The following is a 20,352-nucleotide window of genomic DNA, read 5'->3' on the forward strand; positions in this document are numbered from 1 at the left end:
CCTATCCGTGTGAGCGACGCGGCCGGCCCCGCCGCCGTCAGGCCGCCGCCGGCAGCGGCGCGGCCCGCGACTCCCGGGCCCGGCGGGCCTGTCGACGCAGCGCCAGGTCCAGGCGCTCCACCAGCCCCGCCAGCATGGCGCGCCGCCGTTCGGCGAGCGCGGCCTGGTCGTCGAGCGCGGCGATCAGGGTCCGGCCGGTGCGACGGACCGCCTCGTTGGTCTCGCCCCGGGCGCTGTCGGCGAAGGCGCGGGCCAGGGCGGCGAAGAAGGCGCGCCGGGCCTCGCCCAGGGCCGCGCCCGGCAGGTCGTCGAGCCGGCGGCGCAGCTGCAGGCAGGCGTAGCCCACGTCGAGGCCGGTCAGGCCCAGGGCGAAGAGGTGGCGGCGCTCCTCCGGCAGCAGGTCGTCGTGGCGGGCCAGGTGCAGCAGGCGGTCGGCCATGTGGCCGATGAAGCGCGTCTCCGCCTCGGCGAGGCGTCGCTCGGGCAGGGCCCGCAGGTCGCGGGCGATGGCCCCCACCAGGCGCCGGCGATGCAGCGCCGGCCCCAGCCCCGGCAGCAGGCGGAAGCCGGTGACCACCGTGCCCAGGCCGATCATCACCGCGATGGCGCGGTTGAGGAAGGCGTCGAAGGAGAAGTCCATGCCGTTGCCGGGCATGGTCAGCAGGATGTTGCCGATGGTGAAGGCCAGGCAGTAGCCGGTCAGCCGCGGGCTGGCCGAGCCCAGCAGGCCCAGGAACAGCGGCGGCAGCATCAGCAGGGCGAGCAGCGGGAAGCCGCTGGCCTGGGCGAGCAGCACATGGCCGAACAGCAAGGCGCTGGGGATCGCCGCCAGCATGCCCTTGGCGAACATCAGGCTCACCGTCACCGGATCGTCGCGGCTGGCGAAGAAGGCCGAGCCCAGGGTGCCCATCAGCATCGCCACCTGGCCGTTGGTCCAGCCGGTGGCCAGCCAGAAGGCCGCCAGGGTGGCGAAGACCCCGCCGGCCCGCAGGGCGTTGAGGCCGGCGTCCAGGTGGTCGCGATGCCAGGCCAGCGGCGCCTCGCGCAGCCGCATGCCCCCGGGGCGGCCGATGGCCGCCCGGGCATCAAGCATGACCAGCGCATGGCCGAGGATCTCGCGCAGCCCCAGCACCACGCGCAGCTCCAGCGGCGAGAGCGCCTCGTCGGGGCAGTCCATGGCCTGGTGGCGCAGCGCCTGCAGGCGTCGGCGGGCCCGGTCGTGGTCCTCGTCCTCGGCCGCGGCCCCCAGGCCCTCGGCCAAGGCCTCGACCAGCCGCCGGGTCGCCGGGGCCAGGCGCCGGCCATGGTGATGCAGCAGCTGCTGCAGGGCGTGCAGGGTGGCCATCAGCCGCAGGGTGCGGCGCGTCAGCACATGGCTGGCGCGAATCCGGCCGCCGCCCTCCGGGCCCTCGTAGCGGGCGGCCTGGCTGTCCGACTCGAGCTGGGTCAGCGGCCCCAGGCTGCCGGTCAGGGTGGCCTGGAGGGCGGCCGGGTCGTCGCTGTCGGTCAGCCGCAGCCGGGCATGCCGGAAGGCCTCGAGGAGCACCCGGTCGGCCTGGTCGGCCAGGTGGTCGCGTACCCGCACCGGCCACAGCAGGGCGCTGACCAGGGTGGCGGCCACCGCGCCCAGGGCCAGCTCCGAGAGCCGGGCCACGGCGATGGCGAAGATGCCCTCCGGGCGGCCGGCACCGATCACCACGATCAGCATGGCGGTGACGCCGCCCATGATGCAGCCGTAGGAGGCGTTGTTGCGCATCAGCGAGCTGCCGTAGGTGCACAGCATCAGCCACAGGGTCAGGGTCGTCAGCGCCGGCACCGGGGCCTGGGCGAACAGCGCCATGATGGCGATGCCGGCGCCGCAGCCCACCAGGGTGCCGGTGAGCTGGCTGAGCCCCTTCTCGATCACCATGCCGCTCATCGGCCGGATCTGCAGGAAGGCCGCCGAGATCAGCGCCCAGTAGGGGCGCTCCAGGTCGCACCACAGGGCCGCGTAGAGCGCCAACAGCATGGCCAGGCTGGCCTTGACGGCGAACTGCACGGCCCGGGAGGACGGCGTCAGGTAGGCCTCGAACCAGGGCGACATGGGCGCCTCACTCCGCCGCGTCGAGGATGTGCACCGAGGCCGTCATGCCGGCGCTCAGCGCGCGTTCCTCGGGAAGCTCGTCGAGGGCGATGCGCACCGGGATGCGCTGGGCCAGCCGCACCCAGCTGAAGGTGGGATCGACCCGCGGCAGCAGCTGGGCATCGGGGGCGGTGTTGGGATCGGCGATGGCCCGGCCGATGCTCTCGACATGGCCGCGCAGGTCGACGTCGCCGCTCATCAGCGTCACCCGCGCCGGGTCGCCCACCGCGATGCGCGGCATCTTGGTCTCCTCGAAGTAGCCGGTGACGTAGAAGGAGTCCGCCTCGATCAGCGCCAGCACGGGCGTGCCGGCGGCGGCGTAGTTGCCCTCGGCCAGCTGGAGGTTGAGCACGTGACCCGCGGTGGGGGCGGTGACGGTGGTGCGCGCCAGGTCGAGCCGGGCGCGGTCCAGGGCGCTCTCGGCCTGGGCCAGGGCGGCCTCGGCCACCCGGCTGTCGATGCGCGCCGTCTCGCGGCTCTCGTCGCTGATCGCCTGGCGGCTCAGGCGGTTGCGCCGCGCGGCCTCGTGCTCGCGCAGCTCGAGCTCGGCCCGGCGCCGGGCGACCACCGCCTCGGCCTTGTCCACCGCCGCCCGGTAGCGCGCGGGATCGATCCGCAGCAGCGTCTCGCCGGCCTCGACGCGCTGGTTGTCGTCGACCGCCAGCTCGATCACCCGGCCCGCGACGTCCGGCGCCACGCTGACCACGTCGGCGCGGACCCGGCCGTCGCGGGTCCAGGGGGTGTAGAGATAGTAGTGCCACAGCCAGAGGCCGGCGGCGACGGCGATCGCCACGACGGCCAGGGTCACGAGGCTTCGAAGCAGGGTGCGCATATCAGACGGTCCCGGCGGCGATGGAGGAAAGGTAGGTGACGGCGGCGGTGCAGATCACGAACAGGGCGGTGTCGAACCAGGCCTCGAACCAGGGACGTCGGGCCCCCAGCCAGCGGTGCAGCAGGGCGCGCCCGATCAGCGCCAGGCCAATGCCCAACAGGGCATGCAGCAGCAGGGGAGAGAGGTAGAGGCCGCCGATGGCGATTTCGCGAAGTCCCATGTCCGTTCCTGGCCGGTCGCAGAGGCATATATCTTAGCAACCGAACGGTTTCGAGGCACGGTGCGCGCCTTGACGGCCCGGTGACCGGCGGCTAGGTTCCTGTATACAAATCTCTTGTCGTCAACCATGCCCGGGCCGCCGGCGCACGGTGCCTCCTCTCCGGATGCAGGCAGGACGCCGCCCTCGCGAAGCCGCGCCGCCCCGTCGATCGCCCGAGCCGCGAAGGGGGCGAGATGACGACCGACGATGCGACCCCCGCCCGACACCACAAGATCGTGGTGGATCATCTCTACAAGGTCTTCGGCGCGGATCCGGAGGCGACGATCCGGCGCGCCGAGGCCGGCGAGTCCAAGGACGATATCTACGCCGAGACCCGCTCGGTGGCCGCGGTCGCCGATGTCTCCTTCACGGTCGAGCCCGGCGAGATCTTCGTCGTCATGGGGCTGTCGGGCTCCGGCAAGTCGACCCTGATCCGCTGCCTCAATCGCCTGATCGAGCCCACCCGCGGCGCCATCCGCCTGGACGGCGAGGACGTGGTGTCGCTGTCCGCGGAGGCCCTGCGCGAGCTGCGCGCCCACAAGCTGTCCATGGTCTTCCAGCACTTCGCGCTCTTCCCCCACAAGACGGTCGGCGAGAACGTCGAGTTCGGCCTCAAGGTCCGCGGCGTCGCGCCCGACGAGCGCCGCGACAAGGCGCGTCGCGCCCTGGCCCAGGTGGGCCTGGAGGCCTATGCCGAGGTGCCGCCGGACAACCTCAGCGGCGGCATGCAGCAGCGGGTGGGGCTGGCCCGCGGGCTGGCGGTGGATCCCGATATCATGCTGATGGACGAGCCCTTCAGCGCCCTGGATCCGCTGATCCGCCGCGACATGCAGGAGGAGCTGCTGGCCCTCCAGGCGCGGCTGCACATGACCATCATCTTCATCACCCACGACCTGCACGAGGCCCTGCGCGTCGGCGACCGCATCGCCATCATGAAGGATGGCCGCTTCGTGCAGACCGGCACCCCCGAGCAGATCGTCGCGGCCCCGGCCGACGACTATGTCGCCGCCTTCACCCGGGACGTGGATCGCGGCCGGGTGTTCCGCGCCGGCCGCCTGGCGAAGTCGGCTCCCGCCGTTACCCCGGACGAGGCGCCGGCTCGGGCCCGTCGGCGCTGCGAGGAGGCCGGGCTGTCGGCCATCCATGTCGTCGACGCGGACGGCGTCCCGCAGGGCATCCTGACCCGGGACGAGCTGGCGAACGACGAGGGGCCGGGGCTGGGCGAACGGATGCGCCGCGACTTCCCCGTCGCCGGGGCCGACCAGGAGCTGATCGGCCTCTACGGGGCCTGCGCCGAGGGGCTGCCCATCGCCGTGCTCGATGAGGCCGGCCGGCTGCATGGCACCCTGGAGCCGCTGCGGGTCTTCGCCCTGCTGGCCGGCAACGGCGACGGCGCCGCGTCGACGCGCGAGCCCGCCCCGGCGAAGGAGGCGTGACCATGGCCACTCGCATCTCCGAGCTCTACACCCTGCCGCTGGACGACTGGATCGAGGTGGTCGTCAAGGAGTGGCTGGTGCCCAACTTCCGGCCCGCCTTCCAGGCCCTGCAGTGGCCCATCGAGCAGGTGCTCGGCGGGCTGGAGGCGCTGCTGCTGTGGCTGCCCTATCCGGTGTTCGTGCTGCTGGTGCCGCTGATCGCCTGGCGCGCCGCCGGCAGCCGGGTGGCGATCTTCGCCCTGGCGACGGTGCTGTTCCTCGACCTGCTGGGCATCTGGCGGGAGACCATGATCACCCTGTCGATGATCATCACCGCGGTGGCCTTCTGCGTGATGGTGGGCGTGCCGCTGGGCATCCTGGCCGCTCGCAGCGACCGCTTCGCCGCGCTGATCCGGCCGGTGCTGGACATCATGCAGACCATCCCGCCCTTCGTGTACCTGGTGCCGATCGTGATGCTGTTCGGGGTGGGCATCGTGCCCGGGGTGATCGCCACCATCATCTTCGCCCTGCCGCCGATGATCCGCCTGACCAACCTGGGGATCCGCCAGGTCCAGGCCGAGCTGATCGAGGCGGGGCTGGCCTTCGGCGCCTCGCGGCGCCAGCTGCTGTTCGAGATCCAGATCCCGCTGGCCCTGCGCACCATCATGGCGGGCCTCAACCAGACCCTGATGCTGTCGCTGTCGATGGTGGTGATCGCCGCCCTGATCGGTGCCGGCGGGCTGGGCCTGACGGTGTTCACCGGCCTGGGCCGCCTGGACATCGGCCGGGCGAGCCTGGGCGGCATCGGCATCGTGCTGCTGGCGATCCTGCTCGACCGGGTCACCCAGGCGCTGGGCGAGGGCGGCCATGCCCGCACCGGCGGGCGACGTTCCTTCAAGCGACTGCTTTGCCAGGGACTCGGCAAGATGCGCAGGGATCGGGCTCCATGAATCGCCCCGTCCGCGGGGCGCCACAAGGGGAGGGCAAGCGATGAACGCACGACACCAAGGCATCACCGGCCTGCCGTGGACGGGGCTGGCCCTGGCCCTGGCGCTGTGGGCCGCTCCGGCCCAGGGCGGCCAGCACCTGCCGGGTGAGGGCGTGGACGTGACGCCGGCCCGGGCCACCTGGGACACCGGCTGGTTTCCGGCCGCGGTCTACAGCCACCTGCTGGAAGAGCTGGGCTACGAGGTCGATCGACCCACCACCCTCGACAACCCGCCCTTCTACCAGTCCGTGGCCCAGGGCGACGTGGATTTCTGGGTCAACGGCTGGTTCCCGCTGCACAACACCTATCGCGCCACCTTCGAGCCGGGCGCCGAGCTGATCGGCTACGTGGCCCAGGGCGGCGCCCTGCAGGGCTACCTGGTGGACAAGCGGACCGCCGAGGCCCATGGCATCACCGGCCTCGAGGACTTCAAGGATCCCGAGATCCGCGCGCTGTTCGACAGCGACGGCAACGGCAAGGCCGAGCTGGTGGCCTGCCCGCCGGGCTGGGGCTGCGAGCTGGTGATCTCGCACCACCTCGAGGCCTACGGCCTCGGCGAGCACGTCGAGCCGATCAAGGCCGGCTACTCGGCCTCCATGGCCGATGCCCTGGGGCGCTATCAGGAGGGCGGCCCGATCTTCTTCTATACCTGGACCCCCAACTGGACGGTGGGGCTGCTCGAGCCGGGCAAGGACGTGGTCTGGATCACCGTGGACGAGGCCGACCTGCCCGCCGACCAGCAGGAATTCGAGGACGAGACCGTGGTCGAGGGCGTGACCGGGTGCACGGAGGATCCCTGCAACCTGGGCTGGCCGGCCAACGATATCCGCCCGGTGGTCAACAGCGACTTCGCCGCGGCGAACCCGGCGGCCGCGCGGCTGTTCGAGGTGGCGCGGATCCCCGTCGACGACATCTTCGCCCAGAACGCCAGGATGTTCGACGGTGAGGACAGCGCTGAGGACATCCAGCGCCATGCCGAGGAGTGGATCGCCGCGAACCGCGAACGGGTCGACGGCTGGCTCGAGCAGGCGCGTGACGCGGCGATGCCCTGAGCCCCGCGTCGCACAAGGCCTCGCCGGGCCGGTGCCTCACCGGTCCGGCAGCGTCTGCCAGGCCGCGGGGCGGGACTCGCGCAGGAACTCGAGCAGTGCGGTGACCCGGCGCGGCCGGTGCCCGTGGGCGTAGAGCAGGCTGACCGGCGCCGCCGGGGCCTGCCAGTCGGGCAGGCAGCGTTCCAGGTCGCCGGGGTGCGCGGCGCGGCGGCGCTCGGCCATCCAGATCGGCAGGATCCCCAGGCCCCGGCCCCGGGCGATGGCATCCGATTGCAGCACCAGCCGGTCGACGCGCAGCCGGGACCCCGGCGGCTTCACGTCGTGTTCCCCCTGCCGGGGGTGGCGCAGCACCAGGCCCCGGCCGGCCTCGCCGAGCAGGTCGATCCAGGCATGGCCGTCCAGGTCCCGCGGGTGGCGCGGCGACTCGTGGCGGGCCAGGTAGTCGGGATGGGCGTAGAGGCCGCGGGGCAGGTGCGCCAGCGGCTCCTGGCGCAGCGAGGTCTCGCCCACCCGGCCGTACCAGATCACCACCGAGCCGTCGGCCTCCCCCTCCGGGAGGCGTTCGCGCGTCGCCAGGGTCAGGTGCAGCCCCGGGTGGCGGCTCATGAAGTCCTCGATGGCCGGCGCCACCCAGCTGCGGGCCAGCGCCTCGTGGACCACCAGCGTCAGCTCGCCGCTGATCTCCTCGCGCAGCTCGTCCAGGGCCTGCTGCCCCTTGTCGGCCAGCGCGATCAGGCGGCGGCAGTAGTCGTGGAAGACGCGGCCGGCCTCGGTGGGCTCAAGGCGATTCGACTGGCGGCGCATCAGCGGCTGGTTCAGCCGGCCCTCGAGCTGCTGCAGGCGGCGGCTCAGGGTCGACTTGGCCACGCCCAGCCGGCGTGCGCTGACGGTCAGGCTGCCGGTGGTCATGACGCTGTGAAAGGCGTGCAGCTCGTCGAGATCGGTCATCGCAGGCGGCGGGTCGAGGGTTCGGGCGGGATGGTACCCCAGCGATGGCTGAAAATCATTCGCGTTGGCTGTTGCGTATCCTGCAACGCGGCGTGCGAGGACGCCGGCGTGACAGTGTGGAAGAATATGAATAATAAACATTCTTATTCATATCGCCGGCCGGAGGCGCCGGCGGGATCGTCAGGAGACCCCTTCCATGCCCTTGCCCCATGCTCGCTCCCTGCTGGCCACCGCGATCGCCGGCCTGGCCGCGCCGGCCGCCATGGCCGAGGACACCGCGCGACTCGAGGATATCGTGGTCACCGCCGCGGGCTTCGAACAGCAGATGCAGGACGCCCCGGCCTCGATCAGCGTGATCCCCCGGGAGCGGCTCGAGGACCGGGCCTATCGCGATGTCACCGATGCCCTGCGCGACGTCCCCGGGGTGACCGTCACCGGTGGCGGCTCCTCCTCGGACATCAGCATCCGCGGCATGGCCGCCAAGTACACCCTGATCCTGGTCGACGGCAGGCGCCAGGGCTCTCGGGAGACCCGGCCCAACAGCGACGGCCCGGGCATCGAGCAGGGCTGGCTGCCGCCGCTGTCGGCCATCGAGCGCATCGAGGTGATCCGCGGGCCCATGTCCTCGCTGTACGGCTCCGACGCCCTGGGCGGGGTGATCAACGTCATCACCCGCAAGGTTCCCGAGGCGTGGGGCGGCGAGGTCTCCACGAGCATGACGATCCAGGAAGACTCCGCCTCGGGCGACGCCTACAACGGCCGCTTCCATGTGGCCGGTCCGCTGGTCGCCGACCGGCTGGGCCTGCAGGTCTACGGCCAGTACGACCAGCGCGACGAGGATGACATCCTCGAGGGCTACAACGACCAGCGCCTGGCCAGCGGGACGGCGAAGCTCAGCTGGACCCCCGACGCCACCCACGAGCTCGGCCTGGAGGCGGGCTACAGCCAGCAGCGGCGCATCGCCCATCCCGGCGAGTCCATCCCGACCATGCGCCGGGGCCGGCCCGCGGAACGCTCCGAGCAGGACTATCGCCGCCGCCACTTCGCGCTGAGCCATGACGGCCACTTCGGCTTCGGCAGCACCGAGAGCTACCTGCAGCAGGAAACGGTCGACAACCCGTCCCGGGACATGAACTATCGCAGCACCGTGGCCAACACCAAGGGCGTCCTGCCGCTGGGCGAGCACATCCTGACGCTGGGCGCCCAGTACGAGGAGCAGCGCCTCGAGGACGGTGGCAACCAGTCCGAGACGTCCGACCTCGACGAGCTGACCCGCTGGCGCTGGGCGGTGTTCGCCGAGGACGAGTGGCGGCTCGCCGAGGCCTTTTCGCTGACCGGCGGCGTGCGCCTCAATCACGACGAGAACTACGGCAGCCACTGGTCGCCGCGCCTCTACGGCGTGTGGCGCCTGGACGAGCGCTGGACCCTCAAGGGCGGGGTGTCCAGCGGCTTCCGGGCCCCGGACCTGCGGGCCACCAGCCCCGGCTGGGGCCAGATCAGCCGCGGCGGCAACATCTACGGCAACCCGGACCTGGAGGCGGAGACCTCGCTGAGCCGGGAGCTGGGACTGCACTATGCCGGCCCTTCGGGGCTGGCGGCCGGGATGACGATCTTCCACACCGACTTCGAGGACAAGATCACCCGGGTCACCTGCCCCGACAGCGTCTGCAGCGTGGGGCCCAACCAGTGGGGCAGCGATCCGACCTATCGGGTCAACGTCGACGAGGCGGTCACCCAGGGGGTCGAGGTCTCGTTGAGCGCGCCCCTGGGCGAGGCCTTCGAGCTGCGCGGCAGTTACACCTACACGGATTCTGAGCAGAAGAGCGGCGAGTACAAGGGCGAGCCCCTGACCCAGCTGCCCGAGCATCAGCTCTCGGCGACCCTGGACTGGCAGGCCGGCGAGCGGCTCAGCCAATGGACCCGGATCTCCTATCGCGGCGAGGAGAGCCAGCCGACCACCGGGCCCTCCCAGGACGCCATCGTCGCGCCGTCCTACACCTTCGTGGACGCCGGTCTGGCCTACCGCCTGACGCCCGCCGCCACCCTCAGTGCCGGCCTCTACAACCTCCTCGACGAGGACATCACCGCCGACGAGTACGGCTATGTCGAGGACGGCCGCCGGCTGTGGCTTGGCGTGCAAGTCGACTTCTGAGGCGTTGCCGATCGTCGAACGCGATGTTCGGCGATCGGCCTGGTAATTTGCATCTGATATTCATTATCATTACGCGATTAGCCCGCGGGCGCGGCTCGCAGGCCGCCGTCGTCCAGCCAAGGAGCCATCATGCCAGTTTCCCTGCTCAAGCCCTCGCTGCGGGCCGTCGCCTGCCTGGCGGCGGCCCTCGCCGTCGCGGGGCCGACCCAGGCCCGTACCCTGGACACCGCCCATGGCGAGGTCGAGGTGCCGGACGCCCCCGAGCGGGTGGTCACCCTCTACGAAGGCGCCCTGGACGCCTCCCTGACGGCCGGCGTCATGCCGGTCGGCGCGGTGACCACCCGGGGCGGCGACGACGTGGCCCGCTACCTCGACGCGCACCTCCGCGACCAGCGCCCGGCGATCGTCGGCGTGGTGCGCGAGATCAACCTGGAAGCGGTGGTAGGCGAGCGGCCCGACCTGATCCTGGCCGGGCCGCACCTGCCCGATGCCCAGTACGCGCTGCTGTCGAAGATCGCGCCGACGGTGGTGCCGGACAGCCCGGGCCTCACGCCCGACGCCTGGAAGGTCGAGGCCCGCCAGTATGGCCGGGCCCTGGGGCGCGCTTCGGCGGTGAACGACGCCATCGCCGGCGTCGAGGCCCGCGCCGCCGAGCTGCGCGAGGACCTGGGCGATACCGAGGCGGGGACCGCCAACCTGGTGCGCTGGATGCCCCAGGGGCCGCTGGTGATGGCCGACCGGCTGTTCTCCTCGGGCCTGCTCGCCGCCGTGGGTCTCGAGGTCGACGCTGCCGGCCTGATCGAGGGCCAGGGCCCGCACAGCGACCCGCTGAGCCTGGAGAACCTCTCCTCCCTGCGGGGCGACTGGCTGTTCCTGGCCACCCTCAACGAGGAGGGCGGCGAGGCCCTGGCCGTGGCCCAGGCCTCCCCGGCCTTCGCCCGCCTGCCGGTGGTCGAGGCCGGGCGGGTGGTGCCGGTGGACGGCCAGCTGTGGACCAGCGCCAGCGGTCCCCTGGCCGCCGAGGCGATCCTCGACGACATCGAAGCGGCGCTGCTGCCCTGATGGCTCGGGGCGCCGCCGCCTCGTCCGAGCCCCGCCCATCGGCGGGGCTTGCCCGTGTCATGGCGATGCTGGCCGGGCTGCTGGCGCTGGCGGCGCTGGCCAGCCTGCTGTGGGGGGCCGGCGAGGTCGGGGCGGCCCGCGCCCTGGCCGTGCTGGTCGGGCACGGTGACGACGAGGCGCGCTTCGTGGTCGAGACCCTGCGTCTGCCGCGCACCCTGATCGGCATCGCCGTGGGCCTGGCCCTGGGCGTGGCCGGGGCGCTGCTTCAGGCGGTGTCGCGCAATCCCCTGGCCGAGCCGGGGCTGCTCGGCGTCAGCGCCGGGGCCGCCTTCGCGGTGGCCGTGGCGCTGTGGCTGGGCGCCAGCGCGGCGACCCTGCGCGTCGCCGTGGCCCAGCTCGGCGCCCTGGTCGGCTGCCTCGCGGTGATGGGCGTGGTGCGCCTGCGCGGCCTGGCCGACGACCCGGTGCGTCTGGTGCTGGCCGGCGCGGCCTTCTCGGCGCTGCTCGCCTCGCTGACCTCGCTGCTGCTGCTGTTCGATCAGCGCACCGCCGACGAGATCCGCTTCTGGGTGGTCGGCAGCCTGGCCGGCCGGCGCCTGGAGGACCTGGTCGCCGTGCTGCCGAGCCTGGCGCTGGCGCTCGTCGTCACCGGACTGATCGCCCGGCCGCTGGCGGCGCTGGCGCTGGGCGAGCGGGTCGCCTCCGGGCTCGGCCATCGGCCCGGGCGGGTGCGGGCCCTGGTGGTGCTGGCGGTGGCACTGCTGGTGGGCGCGGCCACCGCCATCGCCGGGCCGATCGCCTTCGTCGGCCTGGTGGTGCCCTTCGCCGCCCGCGCCCTGGCCGGCCCCGACATCCGCCGCACCCTGTGGCTGTGCCTGCCGCTGGGGCCGCTGATGGTGCTCGCCGCGGACGTGGTGTCGCGGCGGGTGGTGGCGCCCTCGGAGCTGCCGCTGGGGGTGCTCACCGCGCTGATCGGCGCCCCGGTGCTGGTCGCCGTGGTGCGTGCTCGCCGACTGCCGACCCTGTAACCCGGAGCCCGCATGTCCGAGACCCTCCCGCTATCGCCTCGCGCCGCCGCCCCGGCGGCGCCCCAGGCCGTGCCGCCGCCCCCCGGCCGCTGGCGGCTGGCTCTGGGCGGGCGCCACGTGCTGGTCGAGCGCCGCGCGCTGGCCGTCGGCCTGCTGCTGCTGGCCGCGCTGCTGGTGGCCTCGCTGGCCTACCTGTGCCTGGGCCAGCAGTGGCTGTCGCCCGTCGGCGCCTGGGCGGCGCTGTGCGGCGAGGGCGATGCCATGGCCGCCTTCGTGATCCGCGAGCTGCGCCTGCCGCGGCTGCTGGCGGCCTGGCTGACCGGAGCGGCCCTGGCCCTGGCCGGCTGCCTGATGCAGACCCTGGCCCGCAATCGCCTGGCCACCCCCGGCATCATCGGCATCGACAACGGCGCCACCGCCTTCGCCGTGGCCTCCATGGTGGGGCTGGGAACCTCGCTGGCGCCCTCGGCCATGGCCCTGGCCGGGGCCGCCACCGCCGCGGCCGTGACCTTCGGCGTGGCCAGCGGCGGCGACACCCGTGGCTATCGTTTCATCGTCGCCGGTATCGGCGTGGGCGCGGTGTGCGGGGCCGTCACCCAACTGCTGCTGGCGCGGGTGGACATCGACACCGCCAACGCCGCCTATCCGTGGACGGTGGGCACCCTCAACGCGCGCCCGGCCGGCGCCGTCACGCTGCTCGCCCTCGGCCTGGCCCTGGGCTGGCCGCTGGCCGTCGCCCTGTCGCGCTCGCTGTCGCTGATGCGCTTCAGCGACGCCGTGGCCCGTGGGCTCGGGGTGGGGTTGCGCCGCCGGCGCGCCCAGGTGCTGGGGCTCTCGGTGCTGCTGACCGCCCTGGCGGTGGCGGTCGCCGGCCCGGTGGGCATGGTGGCGCTGATCGGCCCCGAGATCGCCCGCTCCCTGGCCTCGCCCCGCGGCGTGCCGCTCACCGCCTCGGCGCTGGCCGGCGCCCTGGTGATGGTGCTGGCCGACCTGGTCGGGCGGCTGTTGCTGGCGCCCATCGAGCTGCCGGTGGGCATCGTCACCGCCGTGGTCGGCGGCCCCTGGCTGCTGTGGATCCTGCTGCGTCCGGTCAAGAGGACATCGACATGAACGCCCCCCAACGCCTGCAGGCCGCGTCCCTGAGCCTGAGCCACGGTCGCACGCCGATCATCGAGGACCTGGCCGTCGAGCTGCCGCCGGGCCGGGTGACCGCCATCGTCGGCCCCAACGGCTGCGGCAAGTCGACCCTGCTGGCCGGCCTGGCCCGGCTGCATGCGCCGGACCGCGGCGCGGTACTGCTCGACGGCCGCGACATCCGGCGGCTGCCGGCCCGGGAGCTGGCCCGGCGGCTGGCGCTGCTGCCCCAGGAGGCCACGGCGCCGGAGGGCCTGACCGTGGGCGACCTGATCCGCTTCGGCCGCCAGCCGCACCAGGGCTGGCTGCGCCAGTGGTCCGAGGAGGATCGACAGGCGGTGGCGGAAGCCCTGGCCGCCGCCGGGCTGGAGGCCCTGGCCGAGCGCCCGCTGGAGGCGCTGTCCGGCGGCCAGCGTCAGCGCGCCTGGATCGCCATGACCATCGCCCAACGCACGCCGCTGCTGCTGCTCGACGAGCCGACCTCGGCCCTCGACCTGGGCCATCAGCTGGAGGTCTTCGAGCTGGTGCGCCGGCTGGCCGCCGACGGGCGCACCCTGGCGCTGGTGCTGCACGACCTGGCCAGCGCCTGCCGCTACGCCGATCACCTGGTCGCCATGCGCGACGGCCGGGTGGTCGCCCAGGGGCCGCCGGCGGAGGTGGTCACCGAGGCGCTGGTCCACGAGCTCTACGGCGTGGCCTGCACCCTGGTGCCGGATCCGGCCACCGGGGCGCCGCTGCTGGCCGACCTGCGCCGGGCCTGAACGCGACGCGCCCCGGCGGAGCGGGGCGCGAGGAGGCGGACGGGGAGGTCGGGGCCGGCGGAGGGACTATTCGGCGGCCTTCTGGGCGCTTTCGCCGGCGCTCTGCAGGGCCTGGCCGATGCGGTCCAGGGCGGTGGAGGCGCCCTCCTGGGTGGTCTCCCAGGCGCTGGCGGCCCCCTCCCGGGTATCGGCCCAGGCGTCGCGCATGCGCTGGCGGGCCTGGTTCCACCAGCCGTCGGTGTATTCGGGCTGGTCGCGCAGGCTGGCGGCGTCGAGGTTCAGGGTGACGCGGTACTCGATGTCCTCGAGGCGCTCCCCATGGCGGGTCTCGACCTTGAACTGGTCGGCCTCGACCACGTATTGCTTCTCGCCCAGGTCGAGCAGGCTGCCGGAGTCGATGACCAGGGCGCGCAGGCGCATGTCGTCGTCGAGCAGCACGTCTTCCACCTCGCCGATCGAGCGCTCGGGGTCCGCCTGGGTATAGACGTCGGCGTCGAGCAGCTCGTCGGCGGAGTACAGGCCCTGGGGCGCGGCCTGGGCGGCGGCGGCCCAGGTCAGGCCGGCGGCGAGCAGGGCGCCGGCGAGGGCCGTCGGGCGGGACGTGTCGCGGAACATGGCATCTCTCCTTGTGTCGGTGTCCATGGGCGACGCCGGCGGGCGTCGCCTACGCTTGGTGTCCGCCGCCGCGGCCAGGGTTCCGGGAAACGGGTAACGAAGTGTTAAGGTGAAGGCGATGACGCAGCGGGCGGTGCAAGGCGACCAACGAGGGAGGCGAGCGATGCGAATCCGATGGGCGGCCCTGGGGCTGGCGATGACGCTGGGCACGGCCGAGGCGGCCGAGCCGCTGGATACGGTGGTGACGATCGGCATGCTCGGCGACGTCGCCCAGCGGGTCGGCGGCGAGTGCGTCGAGGTGACCACCCTCATGGGCCCCGGCGTGGACCCGCACCTCTACCAGGCCAGCGCCCGGGACGTGGCGACCTTCCAGCGGGCCGAGACGATCCTCTACTCGGGCTATTCCCTGGAGGGCCAGCTGGGCGAGGTGCTGGGGCGCTTCGCCGAGATCAAGCCGACCCTGGCGGTGGCGCCGTCCGCCATCGACACCGCCGACCTGATCACCGTCCAGGACGTCTACGGCATCGATCCCCACCTGTGGATGGACGTCTCGCTGTGGGCCGAGACCCTGCCGGTGCTGGCCGACACCTTCAGCGAGGCGCGGCCGGCCTGCGAGGCGCGGATCCGCGCCAACGCCGAGGCCTATGCTCGCCAGCTCGAGGCCCTGCACGCCTGGGTCGGCGACAGCATCGCCAGCATTCCCGAGGGCCAGCGCATCCTGGTGACCGCCCACGACGCCTTCAACTACTATGGCCGGGCCTATGGCATCGAGGTGGCCGGCATCCAGGGCATCAGCACCGAGACCGAGACCGGGGTGGCGGATATCCGCGCCATGACCGATATCGTGGTGGAGCGTGGCGTGCCGGCGGTGTTCGTGGAGACCACCATCAACCCGCGCACCGTCCAGGCGGTGATCGACGCCGCCCGCCAGCGAGGCCAGGAGGTGGCGATCGGCGGCCAGCTGTACTCCGACGCCATGGGCGAAGCGGGCACCGCCGACGGCACCTACATCGGCATGCTGCACGCCAACACCCGCCACATCGTCGAGGCGCTGGGCGGCACGCCGGCGCCGCTGCCCGAGGCGCTGCACGGCTGGGCCGAGCGCTGGCAGCGTCCGGCGGAGGCCGGTTCATGAGCGCCACCGGCCTCCATGAGCCGGACCTCGCCCTGCACGTCGAGGACCTGACCGTCAGCTACCACAGCAAGCCGGTGCTGTGGGACATCGACTTCGACGTGCCGCCCGGGGTCATGGCCGGCATCGTCGGCCCCAACGGGGCCGGCAAGAGCACCCTGATCAAGAGCGTGCTGGGGCTGGTGCCGGCGGTGGCCGGCCACGTGCGGCTGTTCGGCCTGCCCTACAAGGCACGGCGGCGGCGGGTGGGCTACGTGCCCCAGCGCTCCAGCGTCGACTGGGACTTCCCCACCACCGCCCTGGACGTGGTGACCATGGGGCTCTATGGCCGGCTGGGTTGGCTCAAGCGCCCCGGGCGCCGCGAGCGCGACGAGGCCCTGGCCGCCCTGGAGCAGGTCGGCATGGCCGACTTCGCCGGGCGCCAGATCAGCCAGCTCTCCGGCGGCCAGCAGCAGCGGGTGTTCCTGGCCCGGGCGCTGGTCCAGCAGGCCGACGTCTACTTCCTCGACGAGCCCATGGCCGGGGTCGATGCCACCACCGAGCGCGCCATCGTCGACATCCTCCGGCGCCTGCGCGACCAGGGCAAGACGCTGATCGTGGTGCACCACGACCTGCAGACGGTGCGCAGCTACTTCGACTGGCTGCTGATCCTCAACGTGCGGGTCGTCGCCCAGGGACCGGTGCGCGAGGCCTATACCGCCGACAACCTGCGGCGAGCCTACGGCGGCCAGATCGCCCTGCTCGACGAGGCCAGCTTCCTCGCCGGCGGGGAGCGCGACGGCCGATGAGCGAGCTGCTGGCGCTGCTGCGCGACTACACCCTCCAGAACGTGATGGCCGGGGCGGCCCTGCTGGGGCTGATCAGCGGCGTGCTGGGCAGCTTCGCGGTGCTGCGCCGTCAGAGCCTGCTCGGCGACACCATGTCCCATGCGGCCCTGCCCGGCGTCTGCCTGGGCTTCTTGATCGCCGGCGGCCGCCACCTGGGCAGCATCCTGGCCGGGGCCCTGATCACCGGCAGTCTGGCCGCGCTGCTGATGCTGCTGCTGACGCGCATGAGCCGCCTCAAGACCGACGCCGCCCTGGGCATCGCCCTGAGCACCTTCTTCGCCCTGGGCGTGGTACTGCTGACCCATATCCAGGGCATGAACAACGCCGCCCAGGGGGGCCTCGACGCCTTTCTGTTCGGCCAGGCGGCGGCCACGCTGCGCTCGGACGTGTGGATCATGGCCGGCGTCACGGCGCTGGCCCTGGCGCTGGTGGCGGCGCTGTGGAAGGAGTTCAAGCTGGTCACCTTCGACGCCGAGTTCGCCGCCTCCCTGGGCATGCCGGTGGTATGGCTGGAGGTGCTGTTGACGGTGATGATCGCGCTGGCCGTGGTGGTCGGCCTGCAGATGGTCGGTGTGGTGCTGATGGCGGCCATGGTCATCGCCCCGGCGGTGGCGGCCCGCCAGTGGAGCCGGCGTCTCGAGGGCATGGTCGGGCTGGCGGCGGCCATCGGCGTGGTCGGCGGCGTGGCCGGCGCGCTGCTCAGCGCGCTGTCCCGGGGCCTGGCCACCGGCCCGCTGATCATCCTCAGCGTCTCCGGCATGGTGCTGGTGTCGATCGGCCTGGCCCCGGGCCGCGGCCTGGTATGGGAGGCGCTGCGGCTGTGGCGGGGGCGGCGCCGGCTGCGCGAGCAGCAGGTGCTGACCACCCTCTACCGGCTCGCCGCCCACCATGCCGACCCGGTGTTCCGCTCCGAGCAGGGGCTGCTCGACACCTATCACGGCCTGGGCACGCGCACCGCGCTGCGCAAGCTGGAGCGGCGCGGCCTGGTGGCCTGGGGCGAGGCACCGCCGGGCGAGCCCGGGCCGCCGCGGCGCTGGCTGCTGACCCCGGCCGGGCGTCTCGAGGCCGAGCGGGTCCTCGCCGCGATCGACGGGGAGGGCGACTAATGCTGGCCGCGCTGTTCGACAGTCCGCCGCTGCTGATCATGCTGGTGGGGGCCCTGGTGGGCATCGCCTCGACCCTGGTGGGCACCTTCCTGGTGCTGCGCGGCAACAGCATGCTCTCGGATGCCATCGGTCATGCCATCGTCTTCGGCATCGTCATCGTCTGGCTGCTCACCCACCGGCAGAGCGGCCCGGTGCAGATCCTCGGCGCCGCCCTGACCGGCGTGTTCACGGTGGTGCTCACCGAGCTGCTGGTGCGCACCCGCCGGGTCAAGCAGGACGCCGCCATCGGCCTGGTGTTCCCGGTGCTATTCTCGATCGGGGTGCTGCTGCTCAACCTCTATGCCCGGGACGTGCACATCGACACCCATACGGTGCTGCTCGGCGAGATCGGCTTCGTGTGGCTGGATACCGTCACCCTCGGCGACTATCGGGTGCCTCAGGCGCTGCTGTCTATGGGCGCCATGACGCTGCTCAATGCCGCCTTCGTGGGCGCCTTCTACAAGGAGCTCAAGCTGGCGACCTTCGACGAGGGGCTGGCCCGGGCCCTGGGCCTGGCGCCCGGGGTGCTGTTCTACGGCCTGCTGTTGCTGACCAGCGGCACCGCCGTGGCGGCCTTCGATGCGGTGGGCGCGGTGCTGTTCGTGGCCTTCGTCATCGTCCCGCCGGCCACCGCCTACCTGCTCACCGACCGGCTGTGGCTGATGTTCGGCTACGGCACCCTGGTGTCGATCCTCGCCAGCGTCAGCGGCTACGGCCTGGCGGTGGCCTGGAACGTCTCCATCGGTGGGATGATGGCGGTGATGACCGGCGTTTTCCTGCTGCTGGCGTTCCTCGCCGGGCCTCGCTATGGCCTGGTGGCCCAGTGGCGGCGGCGCCGCGGCCAGCGCCGGCTCAACGAGATCCGCACCCTGGCGGTGCACCTCTACAACCACGAGGGCAGCCCCCAGCAGCACGAGGAGAACGTCACCCGGGCGCTGCGCGAGCACCTGCTGTGGGACGACGCCAAGGCCCGGCGGGTGGTGGCGCGCAGCCGCGAGCGCCGCCTGATCGAGCGCGCCGGCGAGGCGCTGACCCTGACCCCGGCCGGCCGCGAACTGGCCCGGGAGATCCTCGAGCCGGGGCGGTCGCGTCGCTAGGGTCGGCGATCAGGGGCGGCGTCGGCGGTGATGTCGATGGCGCGCCACACCTCGCTGGGGGTGGCGCCGGCTGCCTCGAGATCGGCGCAGGTATCGAGGCGGACCAGGGTGTCGCTCCGGCAGTGTACGACGAGCCGGCCGCTCAGCTCGCCCTCCCGCCAGCCGAACCTCAGCCGCCGGGTCCGGCCATCGCCGTCGTCATCCAATAGGCGCAGAGAGGCGTCGTGTCCGTGCGCCGCCAGCCAGCCCAGCGCCGCGATCTGGGCGCACTGCTGCACCGGCGTGAGCCTGGCGTCGCCGCGATAGCAGGGCAGGTAGGGCCGACCGCCGACCTCGGCCTCCAGCAGCGGCAGGACGTCCTCCTCGCCGATGCGTCCGTACTTGCGCAGGGCCGGAAAGACCATGGCGCTGGCCGCCAGGCGACAGCCCCCCAGATGGCTGCTCTCCCAGATCTCGATCGGCAGTTCGTGACGGGCCGCGGTGCTCGCCAGGGCCTTGTAGGCCGCGAACCCGAACTTGGCGCAGCACTTGTCCTTCTTGCCGTGGGTGCAGCACAGCAGCAGTGGCCCGCTGGGCGGCGCGACCTCCCAGGCGGCCAACGACTCGCCACGCCCGAAGGCGTCCAGGAAGTCGGGCAGGGCCTCGCGCTCGACCTCGTAGCCGCGATTCTCGGGCATCAGGTAGATGCGGTGGCGGTGCGTGGGTCGGTCATGGCGATGGATCAGGTTGACCCGACGCCCCGACTCGGCCAGGGCCGTCAGTCGCTCGACGACCGTCTCGGGCATGTCGCTGGCCTGGCGCAGGCTGCGGCACCATTTGGCCCGCGGCCAGGCGAGCAGCAGGTTGCGCTCGGCGTGGGTGGCGGTGCCCGCCAGCGGATCGCCGACGGCGGCGCTTTCGACGGCACAGAAGCGGCGGTTCATGCGCCGACCCCTCGCAGGGCCTCGCGACGCGAGCGGACGCGGCCCGACTGGGTGGGGACGCACACCGGGCTGCCGGTGCGAGGCTCGTGGATGACGTTGGCGTCGAGATCGAACACCTTCTTCAGGTTGTCGGCGCTGAAGACCTCGCCGGGGGGGCCCTGGCGCAGGATGCGACCATCCCGCATCATGACCAGGACATCGGCGTAGGCCGCCGCCAGGTTGAGGTCGTGGAGCACCACCAGCAGGGTGCGTCCCCGGTCGTGGGCCAGGGACACCAGCAGTTCCAGCAGGTCGACCTGTACCCGCAGGTCGAGAAAGGTGGTGGGCTCGTCGAGCAGGATCAGGTCCGTCTCCTGGGCCAGCACCATGGCGATCCAGCAGCGTTGGCGCTGGCCCCCGGAGAGCGCATCGACGCTGCGCTCGGCGAAGTCCGTGACGCCGGCGGCGGCCATCGCCTCCCGGACGATGCGGGCATCCCGCCCGGCATCCTGGCGCCACAGCCGCCGGTGCGGGAAGCGTCCCATGTCGACCAGCTGGCGGACCGTCAGCCCCTCCGGGGCGGAGGGGCCCTGGGGCAGGATCCCCAGCCGCCGTGCCACCTCCCGCGTATCGCGACGATGGATATCCTGGCCGTCGAGAAGGACGCGCCCGGCATCGGGCGTCAGGGTGCGCGCCAGCGTCTTCAGCAGCGTCGACTTGCCGCTGCCGTTCGGGCCCAGCAGCACCGTCAGCTTGCCCTCTGGGACCGCCAGGTCGACGCCGTCCAGGACGGGACGGGCCTCGTAGCCGGCATGCAGGGCTTCGCCCGTCAGTCGTGGCGGTCTGGCAGGGATCGGGGACATCGGCGGATCTCGCGGGTG

19 protein-coding genes are annotated in these 20,352 nt (G+C 72.7%); 12 read left to right on the forward strand and 7 right to left on the reverse strand.

What is annotated here, in order from left to right:
- Positions 1 to 37: 37 nt before the first annotated feature.
- The 3 genes from QC818_RS11250 to QC818_RS11260 are packed head-to-tail and all read right to left on the reverse strand — an operon-like array spanning position 38 to position 3,174.
- On the reverse strand, positions 38 to 2,083 hold the full coding sequence (locus QC818_RS11250; RefSeq protein WP_309652956.1) for an FUSC family protein: 2,046 nt from the start codon (positions 2,081 to 2,083) through the stop codon (positions 38 to 40).
- Between the two features lie 7 nt (positions 2,084 to 2,090).
- The gene (locus QC818_RS11255; RefSeq protein ID WP_309652957.1) at positions 2,091 to 2,954 is read right to left on the reverse strand and encodes an HlyD family secretion protein; all 864 of its coding nucleotides are present in this window, start codon (positions 2,952 to 2,954) and stop codon (positions 2,091 to 2,093) included.
- Between the two features lies 1 nt (position 2,955).
- Positions 2,956 to 3,174: a DUF1656 domain-containing protein gene (locus tag QC818_RS11260; RefSeq protein ID WP_309652958.1), complete on the reverse strand. Its 219-nt coding sequence runs from the start codon at positions 3,172 to 3,174 to the stop codon at positions 2,956 to 2,958.
- A 233-nt stretch (positions 3,175 to 3,407) separates the two neighbouring features.
- Between QC818_RS11260 and QC818_RS11265 the strand changes: the two genes are divergently transcribed.
- From QC818_RS11265 to proX, 3 genes are read left to right on the forward strand one after another with little or no spacing between them, the layout of a single operon-like run.
- Positions 3,408 to 4,649 carry a quaternary amine ABC transporter ATP-binding protein gene (locus QC818_RS11265; protein ID WP_309652959.1) on the forward strand — a complete coding sequence of 414 codons (1,242 nt, stop codon included), beginning with the start codon at positions 3,408 to 3,410 and terminating at the stop codon, positions 4,647 to 4,649.
- A gap of 2 nt (positions 4,650 to 4,651) precedes the next feature.
- A complete protein-coding gene (locus tag QC818_RS11270; RefSeq protein ID WP_309652960.1) occupies positions 4,652 to 5,578 on the forward strand; it encodes an ABC transporter permease in 927 nt (308 codons plus the stop codon).
- A gap of 40 nt (positions 5,579 to 5,618) precedes the next feature.
- Positions 5,619 to 6,668, forward strand: coding sequence for a glycine betaine/L-proline ABC transporter substrate-binding protein ProX (proX, locus tag QC818_RS11275; RefSeq protein ID WP_309652961.1), 1,050 nt, complete (start codon positions 5,619 to 5,621; stop codon positions 6,666 to 6,668).
- Between the two features lie 36 nt (positions 6,669 to 6,704).
- On the opposite strand, the gene QC818_RS11280 is transcribed toward proX, so the two are convergent.
- A complete protein-coding gene (locus QC818_RS11280) occupies positions 6,705 to 7,616 on the reverse strand; it encodes a LysR family transcriptional regulator (RefSeq protein WP_309652962.1) in 912 nt (303 codons plus the stop codon).
- A gap of 196 nt (positions 7,617 to 7,812) precedes the next feature.
- Here QC818_RS11280 and QC818_RS11285 point away from each other — a divergent pair, with 196 nt between their 5' ends.
- The 5 genes from QC818_RS11285 (at position 7,813) to QC818_RS11305 (ending at position 13,753) form a co-directional block, all read left to right on the forward strand.
- Entirely contained in the window at positions 7,813 to 9,768 is a 1,956-nt protein-coding gene (locus QC818_RS11285) for a ligand-gated channel protein (protein ID WP_309652963.1), read from the forward strand.
- Positions 9,769 to 9,897: 129 nt separating this feature from the next.
- Complete coding sequence (locus QC818_RS11290) at positions 9,898 to 10,830, forward strand: iron-siderophore ABC transporter substrate-binding protein (RefSeq protein WP_309652964.1); 933 nt, start codon at positions 9,898 to 9,900, stop codon at positions 10,828 to 10,830.
- A gap of 59 nt (positions 10,831 to 10,889) precedes the next feature.
- On the forward strand, positions 10,890 to 11,858 hold the full coding sequence (locus QC818_RS11295) for a FecCD family ABC transporter permease (protein WP_309652965.1): 969 nt from the start codon (positions 10,890 to 10,892) through the stop codon (positions 11,856 to 11,858).
- Between the two features lie 12 nt (positions 11,859 to 11,870).
- Positions 11,871 to 12,968, forward strand: coding sequence for a FecCD family ABC transporter permease (locus tag QC818_RS11300; protein WP_309652966.1), 1,098 nt, complete (start codon positions 11,871 to 11,873; stop codon positions 12,966 to 12,968).
- Positions 12,965 to 13,753 (forward strand): ABC transporter ATP-binding protein, encoded by a 789-nt coding sequence (locus QC818_RS11305; RefSeq protein WP_309652967.1) that lies wholly within the window; start codon positions 12,965 to 12,967, stop codon positions 13,751 to 13,753. The genes QC818_RS11300 and QC818_RS11305 overlap by 4 nt, the downstream gene beginning before the upstream one ends.
- Before the next feature lie 66 nt (positions 13,754 to 13,819).
- Here QC818_RS11305 and QC818_RS11310 read toward each other — a convergent pair whose 3' ends face one another.
- On the reverse strand, positions 13,820 to 14,368 hold the full coding sequence (locus QC818_RS11310) for a PRC-barrel domain-containing protein (RefSeq protein ID WP_309652968.1): 549 nt from the start codon (positions 14,366 to 14,368) through the stop codon (positions 13,820 to 13,822).
- Between the two features lie 163 nt (positions 14,369 to 14,531).
- Between QC818_RS11310 and QC818_RS11315 the strand changes: the two genes are divergently transcribed.
- The 4 genes from QC818_RS11315 to QC818_RS11330 are packed head-to-tail and all read left to right on the forward strand — an operon-like array spanning position 14,532 to position 18,569.
- The gene (locus tag QC818_RS11315) at positions 14,532 to 15,503 is read left to right on the forward strand and encodes a metal ABC transporter solute-binding protein, Zn/Mn family (protein ID WP_309652969.1); all 972 of its coding nucleotides are present in this window, start codon (positions 14,532 to 14,534) and stop codon (positions 15,501 to 15,503) included.
- Positions 15,500 to 16,288, forward strand: a complete 789-nt coding sequence (locus QC818_RS11320; protein ID WP_309652970.1) for a metal ABC transporter ATP-binding protein — start codon at positions 15,500 to 15,502, stop codon at positions 16,286 to 16,288. Before QC818_RS11315 ends, QC818_RS11320 begins: the two co-directional genes overlap by 4 nt.
- The gene (locus QC818_RS11325; RefSeq protein WP_309652971.1) at positions 16,285 to 17,433 is read left to right on the forward strand and encodes a metal ABC transporter permease; all 1,149 of its coding nucleotides are present in this window, start codon (positions 16,285 to 16,287) and stop codon (positions 17,431 to 17,433) included. Before QC818_RS11320 ends, QC818_RS11325 begins: the two co-directional genes overlap by 4 nt.
- Positions 17,433 to 18,569, forward strand: coding sequence for a metal ABC transporter permease (locus QC818_RS11330; protein WP_309652972.1), 1,137 nt, complete (start codon positions 17,433 to 17,435; stop codon positions 18,567 to 18,569). The genes QC818_RS11325 and QC818_RS11330 overlap by 1 nt, the downstream gene beginning before the upstream one ends.
- Here the strand turns inward: QC818_RS11330 and QC818_RS11335 are convergent.
- Both QC818_RS11335 and QC818_RS11340 read right to left on the reverse strand, forming a co-directional pair.
- Positions 18,566 to 19,492 (reverse strand): sucrase ferredoxin, encoded by a 927-nt coding sequence (locus QC818_RS11335; RefSeq protein WP_309652973.1) that lies wholly within the window; start codon positions 19,490 to 19,492, stop codon positions 18,566 to 18,568. The genes QC818_RS11330 and QC818_RS11335 overlap by 4 nt on opposite strands.
- Complete coding sequence (locus QC818_RS11340; RefSeq protein WP_309652974.1) at positions 19,489 to 20,334, reverse strand: ABC transporter ATP-binding protein; 846 nt, start codon at positions 20,332 to 20,334, stop codon at positions 19,489 to 19,491. The genes QC818_RS11335 and QC818_RS11340 overlap by 4 nt, the downstream gene beginning before the upstream one ends.
- Positions 20,335 to 20,352: the final 18 nt, after the last annotated feature.

Source organism: Halomonas koreensis, assembly GCF_031451675.1.
In the GTDB taxonomy this organism is placed as follows: domain Bacteria; phylum Pseudomonadota; class Gammaproteobacteria; order Pseudomonadales; family Halomonadaceae; genus Halomonas; species Halomonas koreensis.